This is a genomic window from Serratia sp. DD3 (assembly GCF_000496755.2).
This window is the reverse complement of the sequence record NZ_AYKS02000002.1, coordinates 23554-35380: the sequence shown is the minus strand read 5'-3', so window position 1 is coordinate 35380 and position 11827 is coordinate 23554. Positions and strand designations below refer to the sequence as shown.

The window sequence follows — 11827 nt, the reverse complement described above, 5'->3', positions numbered from 1 at the left end:
TCCTTGGCGAGTTTGCCTATGTGCCGTAGCTGCGTTCAGCGCCTTCAATGGCGTCAACCACTGTGAACTCTTCAGCACGGGGGCGTTTGTTAATTTTGTGAGAATTTGTCTGTCAGGAACAGATTTAACACTACTGGTCGTGGGCCTAACGGGTGAGGTTAGGGGTGTCCTTGGCGAGTTTGCCTATGTGCCGTAGCTGCGTTCAGCGCCTTCAATGGCGTCAACCACTGTGAACTCTTCAGCACGGGGGCGTTTGTTAATTTTGTGAGAATTTGTCTGTCAGGAACAGATTTAACACTACTGGTCGTGGGCCTAACGGGTGAGGTTAGGGGTGTCCTTGGCGAGTTTGCCTATGTGCCGTAGCTGCGTTCAGCGCCTTCAATGGCGTCAACCACTGTGAACTCCTCAGCACGGAGGCGTCTGTTAATTTTGTGGGCGTTCATCAACACTACTGGCCGTGGGCCTAACGGGTGGGCCTTAGGGAGGAGGTGAACAACTGCAGCAATTTAAAGGATGACGGAACTTGGGCCAACGGTGTTGGCCCGTGGTGGTTATTGGCGGTTGAGTTTTAGCATGGCTTCTAGTACTGCACCGGCGATGGCGCGTGCTTTATCGGAGACGGTGGTGTAATCCGCTTCGATACCTCGGGGGTCGATATCACCGATTTTGCTGCCTGCCTGGGTTGCTAAGCCTTGCTGCAGTAATCCCCTGACCATACCGCTAATCGGGGCGATGACGGGTGCTTCGCCACAGTGAGCGATAATCTCTCCCTCTTGTACCAGGTCACCTAAGGCTACATGGCACTGCATTAGTCCGTCAGCGGGGGCGCGGATTACCCGGCGGAGAGTATGACCACCAATATCACCGGGGATACCGGTATTGGGGTGAGCATAACCTTGATAAATCACCCGGCCGAGGTTGTGTCCGCGGTTAGTCTCAATGACTGCATCACAATCATGACCAGCATTAAATCCTGGGCCGAGGGCAATGGTAATCGGGGCCATGTTGCGCTGGGTCCCCAGATTCTGCTTGGCCAGAATGGCATCCACCAGAAAACGTGGGTTGAGCTGTTTCAGACTGTGGGCCTCTTCATCCACCAGCAGCGCGATTTCACCTTGGTTGATGAAATCAAAGGCCTCATTGACATCTTTTGCCACCCGAGCGGTAACACCTTCTACGCAGGTTGAACCATCAAACATCGCCTGAGCAAAGGCGACGCTGCGGCGGATAGCTGTGGGCTGGGCGACATCCAACATCACGATTTGAAAACCAGCATGATAAAGCCGCAGGGCGACGCCGGTGGCGATATCTCCGGCACCACGGATCACCACCAGCTTTTGCCGGCTTAATCTGATGTCGTCTTTCATCAGCCCGCCCGCAGCCTGATGACGTACTTGCAGCAGTTCGGCTAGAACACTGATGGCAATTTCTTCCGGGGTTTCCGCACCGATGTTGTAACCGATAGGTGCATGTAACCGGGCGAGTTCATCTTCACTGGTGCCTTGCTGTTTAAGCAACTGGGTGAAGGTCTGTACTTTACGGCGGCTGGCTAATAGCCCCAGATAGCGTACGGGGTGCTTGATCAGCACGTTCAAGGCTTCACAATCCTGATTGTTGGTGGCGATAATCACAAAGTTATCGGCGGTGATATTCATTTTGTTGATGGCATCAGGAAATGTTTCGCCATGAACCAATGTCGAACCCGGTGGGAACAGAGCCGGCTCTAGGCTAGCGGGATAGATATCAGCGACATGAATATCAAATCCTAACGGCTTGGCGGCGTTGGCGATAGCGCGGTTAACGTGCCCAGCACCGATCAACACCAGACGTGGACGCAAACCATGTACATCAATATAAACCGACATCGCCCCCCCACAATCAGAACCCACCGCATCTTGCCCGGTACGCGCCATGCGACCATGGAAAACTCTGGCTTTGCGTTCTGTAATGGCTTCAATCGCTTGTTCAATCACCAAGCGCTCAATCATACCGCCACCAATAGTACCTACCGTGCGACCATCCGCCATCACCAGCATTTGTGCCGAGTGGCGCGGTGTAGAGCCCCGGCTTTCAATAATCTGGGCTAGTGCAAAGGGTCGGTTTTCTTCTTCAAGTTGCGCCGCGGTGGCGAAGATATTCATGCTGACCTCATCAATAACCTAGAAAGTAGAATTACGTTGTAAATAGTGGGTGATCGCCGGGGTTTCCTGCACCGCACCAAACCAGATGGCACTGAGGGTTGGCGCATTTTGCAATAACGCCTGCCAAGCGGGAGCGGGTTGATTATCATAATGATAAAACTGATTAATCAGCCAGATGCGTCGCGCTTGCGGCGGAGTGCCTTTGAACATGCCTTCTGGATGAGCGATCAGCCTGCCGAACACTTGCAGATCCAGCCGTTCACCCGCGCCCACCCCGGTGAGGGCAGAGAAGATCTCCCAACGTTGGATCTGCTGCGGATTAGCGGGTTGGTCGATCACTTGCCCTCCGGTTAATGCAATCACACAATCACTACTATCAGGAATGCAAGGTTCATGCCTTGCCGGGGCTTTCAGCGGTAAACCTTTCGAGCCATCGGCCTCCACCAAAATAACGTCAAACAGGTCACGTTGTTTGATCTCATCAAGCCATTCGGCAGTTGGCCCGCTAACCTTGTTATCTTGCGGCTGATATTGACAGAACCAGGCAGTGATAGCCGGCTCTCGACTTATGGTGGGGGGCGCGCCTAATAACAGATGATGATAGTTTTCCGCAGCAGGACGATACATTTTGGTGGTGGTAGTCAACAGGACACGTTTGCCTTGTTGATAGAAGGTGCGCGCCAGCCAATACAAGGAACTGGTTTTCCCCCCGGCACCAATCAGGCTTATCAACAGAGGTTCACCGTTATCGAGGCGATGATACTCCTCGGCAAATAGCGCCTTTAGATCTGGTGGCATAAGTCTCCTTTTGGCAGCGATAAAAAATAATACGCAGTAATAAAAGCTAATATGCCGTGTTTTATTTTCAATTGGCGATTTAATAATAATTATTTGTTGATGCAGTCGAGATTTTGAAAATTATTTATATTTTATCGATTGCGCTCACAAAATAGTATCGAGTTTATCTGAACAGGGCAATGAATAGGGCGCTATTTTAAACGTCAGCCAATTTGGCATGATGCGCAACAGTGAGTTAATCAGCATCATGCCAACCTGTATTACCAGGTAGCGTTTCAAGGGTGTATCAAAGTGATAGGCGAGAATTTTTTTTTGATAATTGAGGTTATCCGGTGACATTTTCAGGTTAATGGTCTGTTATCACTGATTTTCATTCTTATTTGCATCTGTGAGGCTCCTCACAAATAAAAATAACAATTAGAACTGCCTCACGAATTTAATCCAACACAAAAGTTATCAGAAAATTTGGCCTGATTGTTGCTGCATGTATGACTAACCAAGGTCAAAAACTGCCATTCGGTTTTAACCGATTCTCATTATTCAGGCATTTCGTCACAAGGAGATTAAGTTATGGGAGATATAATGCGTCCCGTTCCGTTCCAGGCGCTGTTAACTCGTATTTTTGATGAGTACCACGAGAACCGTTCTATCTTTGGCATACCTGAGCAGCAGTTCTATCGCAAACGTGACGATCGAAAGATCAAAGTCTTCAGCGAAAGTTGTGAAACCCCCTTAGGTCCAGCCGCTGGGCCTCATACGCAATTGGCGCAGAATATCATCGTCGCCTGGCTGACCGGTGGGCGGTTTATCGAGTTAAAAACGGTACAAATCCTCGACCGCTTGGAGATTGAAAAGCCTTGTATTGATGCAGAAGATGAATGCTTTAATACCGAGTGGTCTACCGAATTTACCTTGCTTAAAGCCTATGATGAATATTTGAAAGCCTGGTTTGTCTTGCATTTGTTGGAAGAGATGTTTGATCCTCGCTCCCCAGGTGAAAGCAAATCCTTTATCTTCAATATGAGCGTAGGCTACAACCTGGAAGGGATTAAACAAGCTCCGATGCAGGACTTTATTCATAATATGATGGATTCAGCCCAGCATCCGAAGTTTGCCGAGTATGAAAAGATCCTCAGCAAATGGGTGGCTAATGATGAGTTTATTAATCGCTTTGCTTTAACCTCTCAACGTAGCGCATTAAATCAGTTACCTGGCCATATCCCCGCTCGCATGGTCCATGGTGTCACACTGTCTACCATGCATGGTTGCCCGCCGAATGAAATTGAAGCCATTTGTCGCTATATGCTGGAAGAGAAACACCTCAATACCTTTGTAAAATTAAACCCAACACTGCTGGGTTACTCACGGGTCCGCTCCATTTTAGATACCTGTGGTTTTGATTATGTCGGGTTGAAAGAGGAATCTTTCGAGCACGATCTTAAACTGGAACAAGCACTGGCCATGTTGCACCGCTTGGCGGATCTCGGTAAACAGCAGCAGCTGGGCTTCGGGGTCAAATTGACCAACACTTTGGGAACGATTAACCATAAAGGGGCACTACCTGGCGAAGAGATGTATATGTCTGGTCGTGCGCTATTTCCGCTTTCTATCAATGTGGCTGCAGTACTATCCCGTGAATTTAACGGTGAATTGCCGATCTCCTATTCTGGCGGGGCCAGCAAGTTTAATATCCGCGATATTTTTGAAACCGGTATTCGACCCATCACCATGGCGACTGATTTGCTGAAGCCGGGCGGTTATTTGCGCCAGGTAGAGTGCATGAAAGAGCTGGATGAGTCCGAATGCTGGAATATGGCGCGTATTGATGTGAACAAGCTGAATGCATTGGCAGACAAAGCGGTCAGCATGGAGTACACGCAAAAACACTGGAAGTCTAATGACAGCATTGATGCTGGCGGACCATTGCCGATGATCGATTGCTATGTAGCGCCTTGCATTACTGCCTGTGCGATCAAACAGGATATTCCAGAATATATTCGTTTGATGGGTGAACAGCGTTATGCCGATGCCTTGGGGGTTATCTACCAACGCAACGCGTTACCTGCTATCACCGGGCATATTTGTGATCACCAGTGCCAATATAACTGTACCCGCCTTGACTATGACAGTGCGTTAAATATTCGTGATCTGAAAAAGGTCGCCTTGGAAAAAGGCTGGGATGAGTATAAACGCCGTTGGCATAAGCCTGCTGGCGTGGGCAGCAAACGCCCCGTCGCGGTGTTAGGGGCGGGCCCGGCAGGTCTGTCGGCCGGTTACTTCCTGGCGCGTGCCGGTTATCAGGTGACCCTGTTTGAGCGCGAGGCCAATGCCGGTGGTGTGGTGAAAAATATCATTCCACAGTTCCGTATTCCGGCTGAGCTGATTGAGCAAGATATCGATTTTGTTGCTGCACACGGGGTGAAGTTTGTTTATGGCTGTGACCCTGATTTGACGGTAGACAAGCTGCAACAGCAAGGTTTTGAGTATGTCTTTGTCGGTATCGGTACAGATAAAAACAGTGGCGTACAGTTGGCGGGTGATAACCGCAATGTACATAAATCATTGCCATTCCTGCGCAGTTACAATCAAGGGCAGTTGTCCAACCTCGGCAAGCATGTTGCGGTAGTGGGGGCCGGTAACACCGCCATGGATTGTGCACGGGCTGCACTGAAAGTACCGGGTGTGGAAAAGGTCACGGTGCTTTATCGTCGTACGCTGAATGAAATGCCAGCCTATCGTGAAGAGTATCTGGAAGCGGTAGAAGATGGTGTGCAATTTATGTTCCTCACCAACCCAGAGCGTTTTGATGCCGATGGGAAGTTGACGGCCAGAGTAATGATCCTCGGCAAGCCCGATGAGAAGGGGCGTTGCCGCCCAGTGGCCACCGATAAAACCGTCACCTTGCATGTTGATACCCTGATCACCGCCATTGGTGAACAAGCTGATGGCGAAGTGCTGCGCAAGCTGGGAATACCGCTGGATGCCGAGGGCTACCCACAGGTCAATATCGCCACGGGTGAAACCACTCGGTCAGATGTGTTCCTGATTGGTGATGTTCAGAGTGGCCCGTCATCCATTGTTGCGGCAATAGGTACCGCACGTAAGGCCACCGACGTGGTACTGGCTCGGGAGAATATTAAATCTCACCATGCCGACAAATATTGGTCGAATGTTGATCCTGCCGAGGTGTATCGCCGTAAAGGGGTTATTTCGGTCACGATGGTAGATAAGAGTGAGCGTGACGCTTTTGTGGCCCAGGAAGCAGAACGTTGTCTGGAATGTAATTACATTTGTAGCAAATGTGTCGATGTTTGCCCTAACCGTGCCAACGTGTCGATTGCCATTCCTGGTTTCCATGATCGCTTCCAAACACTGCATCTGGATTCTTATTGTAACGAATGCGGTAACTGTGCCCAGTTCTGTCCATGGCAGGGTAAGCCATACAAAGACAAGGTTACCGTGTTCAATTTGCCACAGGACTTTGCCAACAGCAGTAACCCGGGTTTCTTGGTGGAGGGCTCGCAGGTCAGTGTGCGTCAGGACGGTAATGTCTACCAACTGAAAATAAACAGCCACGGTCAGCTTGAACAAGCACCCGCAGAGCTGGATGAAATGTGCCGTATTATCACCCATGTGCACAATCACCATCATTATCTGCTTGGTGAGGTGGAGGTCTAACTATGTTGATTTTAACCAATGCAACTGCCGTGCAACTTGATCCACCACTGGTTCAAGAAGGTGTTGATATCGCCATTGAAGGCGCGCTGATCAAAGAGGTGGGCGTGGGCTTGGCAGCCAAATATCCGCAGGCTGAAACGCGCAATATGCAGGGTAAATGGGTCATGCCGGGGATTGTCTGTGCTCATAACCATTTTTACTCTGGATTATCACGCGGCATCATGGCCAACATTGCACCGTGCCCAGATTTTATTTCTACCTTGAAAAACCTGTGGTGGCGCCTTGATCGGGCGCTGGATGAGGAATCGTTGTATTACAGTGGGTTAATCTGCTCACTGGAAGCGATCAAAAGTGGTTGTACGGCGGTTATCGATCATCACGCATCGCCTAATTTTATTGCCGGCTCACTGAAAACTCTGCGCAGTGGCTTTATTAAAGCTGGGTTGCGCGGCATGACTTGCTATGAGACTACCGACCGTAACGGCGGTAATCATGAGTTGCTGGCCGGGGTTGAGGAAAACGTTGCCTTTGCCAACTTGATCGATGCTGCCAAAGCGGCAGGTAAAGAGCCCTATCTGGTGGAGGCGCATATCGGTGCCCATGCGCCGTTCACGGTCTCGGATGCCGGTCTGGAGATGTTGAAGGGGGCAATACAAAGTACTGGCCGCGGGTTACATATTCATGCCGCTGAAGACCGGTACGATGTTTCTCACAGCCACGATAAGTATGGCAAAGATTTGATGGTACGCCTGGCGGAATACGGTCTGATTGGGTCGAAAACCTTAGTGGCTCACGGGCTCTATTTGTCTGCTGCTGATATTGAGCTGATCAACCAGCATGATGCTTTCCTGGTGCATAACGCTCGCTCCAATATGAACAACCATGTTGGCTATAATCATCAACTGGCACAGTACCGTAACCTGGTGCTCGGTACCGATGGTATCGGGGCGGATATGTTTGAGGAGCTCAAGTTTGCGTTCTTCAAGCATCGTGATGCCGGTGGGTCATTGTGGCCAGACAGCTTTGCACGTTTCCTGTCAAACGGTAACCAACTGTTAGCCCGTAACTTTGGGGCGCAATTCGGTCGTTTGGCGGCAGGCTATAAAGCGGACCTGACGATTTGTGATTACTCATCACCCACACCATTGGTGGCACAGAACGTCCCAGGGCATCTGGCCTTTGGTATGGGGGCCAGCAGTGTTAACAGTGTGATGGTGGAAGGGCGCATGGTTTACCAAAACGGCGAGTTCCCATTTGATGTGGAACCTATCTATGCTGAGGCACGCAAGGCGGCGGCACAGTTGTGGAAACGTATGGATGCCTTGAAATAAGCCGGTTGCCGCTCGGTGAACAGCCGAGCGGCTAACCCTATAATGAGGGTGAAAAATGATTGAACAATTCTATCGTCCAGAATCGGTGCAGCAGGCTCAGGCGTTGAAGCATCAGTTTCTTGAAGACGCTATTTACTTTGCCGGGGGTAGTAAAATTAATGCCACGCCAACCAAAGCGCGGCAAAAAATCGCCATTGCACTAACACATCTGGGCCTTGACCAAGTGGATTGGCAACAGGGTGAATTGCATATTGGTGCTACCACCACCTTACAACGTTTATTCGATCATACCTTGACGCCACCGGCCCTACGCGAGGCGCTGGGTTTTGTCTATTCCCGCCATATTCGTAATCAGGCAACCCTAGGCGGCGAAATTGCTTCAGCCCCTAAAGATTCTGTACTGCTGCCAGTGTTGCTGGCGTTGAGCGCCAAAGTAGAGCTGGGTAGCGGTAAAACCTGTTCGTTGGAAGAGTATCTGGCCAGTGATAAACAGGCGTTATTGTTGGCGGTGGTGCTACCTGACGCTTATCGCCAATGTGCAACCCGCAAAGTTGCCCGTTCAGCCGCTGGGTTGCCGGTGGTGACCGCAGCGGTTTCTCGCGATACACAATCTAAAGTGCGTATTGCGCTTAGTGGTGTGGTGGCGCAACCGACTCGCTTACGTGATGCAGAGCAAGCAGGTTTACAAGGTCAGGCGCTGGAAAAGCGGGTGGCCGATATGGTGACGCCACAAGCGGATGTTTGCGGCAGTGTTGCCTATAAGCGTTATATCGCCGGTGTGGTGGTGGCGGATCTGCTTGCTGAGTGCCAGTCATCAGGGGAGAAACAATAATGAATATTTGTTTTACGCTTAATGACCGCCAGCGGGAAATAGCGTGTCAACCTGGGGATAATGTACAGCAGTTACTGTTTAAACTGGGTATGCATTCAGTACGTAACAGTGATGATGGTTTCGGTTTTGCCGGGTCGGATGCCATTGTGTTTAATGGCGTGGTGGTTAATGCCTCATTGCTGATTGCCGCTCAACTGGAAGGGGCGGTTGTCACCACGGCGGAAGCCTTGGGCAGTTGGAACCAGCTTAGCCTGGTACAGCAGGCGATGGTGGATGTCGGCGTGGTGCAGTCTGGCTATAACGACCCGGCCGCCGCGTTGATCCTCACTGATCTATTAACGCGTATTACCACACCGACTCGCGATGAGATTGATGATGCATTATCGGGTTTATTCAGCCGCGATGCCGGTTATCAACAATTTTATCAGGTGGTGGCACTGGCGGTGGCACGCCGTAATGATCCTGATTTTCAGGCCCCTTCAGCGCCAGAGTTTCGTACTGATTTGAATGTGGTTGGCAAACTTTGTCCGAAAGTCGATGCGGCAAAAATGGTGCAAGCCAAACCCTGTTATGTTGAAGACCGAGTTGCCCATGATGCCTGTATTATCAAAATATTACGTAGCCCGCACCCCCATGCACTGATCACTCATCTGGATGTCAGTGCTGCGGAAGCATTACCTGGGGTAGTGCATGTCATCACCCATCTTAACTGCCCAGATATCTATTACACCCCAGGCGGTCAGAGTGCCCCGGAACCTTCACCCCTTGACCGGCGGATGTTCGGCAGGAAACTGCGCCACGTGGGTGATCGTGTTGCTGCCGTGGTCGCAGAAAGTGAAGAGATTGCTTTGGCTGCTCTTGATTTAATCAAGGTTGAATACCAAGTCTTGCCTGCAGTGATGTCCATTGACGAGGCGATGGCACCCGGTGCGCCGCTGGTTCACGACGAACCCATTGTTTATGTTAACGGTGCTCCCGCTGATTTGGCTGAACAAAATCAGCATAGTGCGCAACGGGGTGATGAACATCTGATTATCAACTTCCCCATCGGTGCCAAACCGCATAGTAATATCGCGGCAGCAGTACATGGGCAGATTGGTAATGTGACGCAAGGGTTTGCCCAAGCGGATGTGGTGCTGGAACGCACCTATGAATCCCGGCAGGTACAGCAGTGCCCAACGGAAAAACACGTCTGTTACACCTATATGGATGGCGATCGACTGGTTATCCATGCCTCCACTCAGGTGCCATGGCACTTACGCCGTCAGGTCGCGCGTATCGTTGGTCTCAAGCAGCATAAAGTGCATGTTATCAAGGAGCGAGTCGGCGGTGGTTTCGGTTCAAAACAGGATATCCTGTTGGAAGAGGTGTGTGCCTGGGCGACCTGTGTCACCGGGCGTGCGGTCTATTTCCAATATACCCGTGAAGAAGAATTTATCAGCAATACCTCGCGCCATGTGGCTAAGGTCAAGATTAAAGTCGGTGCCACCAAAGAGGGTCGATTAACGGCGATCGACATGAACTTCCTGGCGAATACCGGCCCTTATGGCAACCATGCTTTGACGGTGCCCAGTAATGGCCCGGCATTATCATTGCCGCTCTATCCTTGTGAGAATGTCAATTTCCAGGTGACCACCTACTACAGCAACATCTGCCCGACGGGGGCTTATCAAGGCTATGGTGCACCTAAAGGGACCTTTGCCTTGACGATGATTCTGGCTGAATTGGCAGAGAAACTGGGGCGTGATCCACTGGAGATTATTGAGCTTAACCGCGTGGTGGAAGGGCAAGAGTTGAAGATCCTCGGGGCGATTGGTGAAGGCAAAATGCCGACATCGGTACCCACCGCTGCCAGTTGTGCCCTTGAGCCTATTTTGCGTAAAGGGAAAGAGTTGATCCATTGGAGCTCACCAAAGGCAAAAAATGGCGATTGGCAAGTGGGTCGCGGTGTCGCCATTATGATGCAGAAATCAGGTATTCCGGATATTGATCAGGCTAACTGCATGATCAAACTGGAATCAGATGGTACGTTTATCGTCCATTCTGGTGGTGCGGATATTGGTACCGGCCTGGATACGGTGGTGGGGAAACTGACGGCTGAAGTCCTGCGTTGTCCGTTTGCCGATGTGCATGTGATCTCCGGTGATACTGACCATGCCTTGTTCGATAAAGGGGCCTATGCCTCTTCCGGCACCTGTTTCTCCGGTAATGCGGCGAAAAGTGCGGCAGAGAACCTGAGGAAAAAGATCCTGTTCCATGGGGCGCAGATGTTGGGCGAACCAGAAGCCGATGTGGAACTGGTGGTGCCTGGGGTGGTGCGCGGCAAACGCGGTGAAGTGACATTTGCACAGATTGCCCATAAGGCTGAGACCGGCACTGGTTTTGGTACCCTGGTGGCGACAGCCAGTTATATTTCTGCTGACTTTGCTTTCCCTTATGGTGCCAACTTTGTCGAAGTGGCCGTCAATGTGCGTACCGGTGAAATCCGCTTGGATAAGTTTTATGCCTTGCTGGATTGTGGTACCCCGGTTAACCCAGAGCTGGCTTTGGGCCAAATCTATGGTGCTTCTATGCGAGCCATTGGTCACAGTATGACGGAAGAGATTGTTTATGATCGCCATGGTTCACCGATAACCCGTGATTTACAGAGTTATGGTGCACCGAAAATTGGTGATATCCCGCTCGACTTCCAAGCCTTCCTGGTGCCCAGTGATGATCAGGTCGGGCCTTATGGTGCTAAATCGATTTCTGAAATTAGTGTCAATGGTGCTGCACCGGCGATTGCCATGGCGATTCATGATGCCTGTGGTGTCTGGTTACGTGAATGGCATTTTACCGCAGAAAAAGTACTACAGGGGCTGAATAAACTGTCAGCGTAATTAAATACCGCTGTCTTAATGAGGGAATGGCCGATTAATGGTCATTCCCTTACATATCCGAATTATTGAGGATGGCAGCTAAATCCCAATAATGACCTGGCTACAAAGGTCAAGGGTATAAAGGGTTCAATATATTAGCTGAACATAATCGCTGATCTGTTATTGTCG

General features: G+C 50.5%; 7 protein-coding genes. 5 read left to right on the top strand and 2 right to left on the bottom strand.

The features are described from left to right. Window positions 1-196 (top strand): hypothetical protein (locus tag IO95_RS25885; protein ID WP_235186715.1); only part of this gene is annotated, 196 nt, incomplete at its 5' end. A 355-nt stretch (window positions 197-551) separates the two neighbouring features. Here the strand turns inward: IO95_RS25885 and yqeB are convergent. Together yqeB and yqeC are read right to left on the bottom strand one after the other, a co-directional pair. Further along, window positions 552-2141, bottom strand: coding sequence for a selenium-dependent molybdenum cofactor biosynthesis protein YqeB (yqeB, locus tag IO95_RS00135; protein ID WP_023492248.1), 1590 nt, complete (start codon window positions 2139-2141; stop codon window positions 552-554). A gap of 18 nt (window positions 2142-2159) precedes the next feature. Continuing rightward, entirely contained in the window at window positions 2160-2939 is a 780-nt protein-coding gene (gene yqeC, locus IO95_RS00130) for a selenium cofactor biosynthesis protein YqeC (protein WP_023492250.1), read from the bottom strand. Between the two features lie 570 nt (window positions 2940-3509). Here yqeC and ygfK point away from each other — a divergent pair. Genes ygfK through IO95_RS00105 form a run of 4 tightly spaced genes read left to right on the top strand, consistent with a single transcriptional unit; the run spans window position 3510 to window position 11659 of the window. Further along, window positions 3510-6617, top strand: a complete 3108-nt coding sequence (gene ygfK / locus IO95_RS00120) for a putative selenate reductase subunit YgfK (RefSeq protein WP_023491805.1) — start codon at window positions 3510-3512, stop codon at window positions 6615-6617. Between the two features lie 2 nt (window positions 6618-6619). After that, window positions 6620-7948, top strand: a complete 1329-nt coding sequence (gene ssnA / locus IO95_RS00115; RefSeq protein WP_023491804.1) for a putative aminohydrolase SsnA — start codon at window positions 6620-6622, stop codon at window positions 7946-7948. A gap of 55 nt (window positions 7949-8003) precedes the next feature. Further along, entirely contained in the window at window positions 8004-8780 is a 777-nt protein-coding gene (gene ygfM, locus IO95_RS00110; protein WP_023491803.1) for a molybdopterin-dependent oxidoreductase FAD-binding subunit, read from the top strand. Then, the gene (locus IO95_RS00105; protein WP_023491802.1) at window positions 8780-11659 is read left to right on the top strand and encodes a molybdopterin-dependent oxidoreductase Mo/Fe-S-binding subunit; all 2880 of its coding nucleotides are present in this window, start codon (window positions 8780-8782) and stop codon (window positions 11657-11659) included. Before ygfM ends, IO95_RS00105 begins: the two co-directional genes overlap by 1 nt. The last annotated feature ends 168 nt before the right edge of the window (window positions 11660-11827 follow it).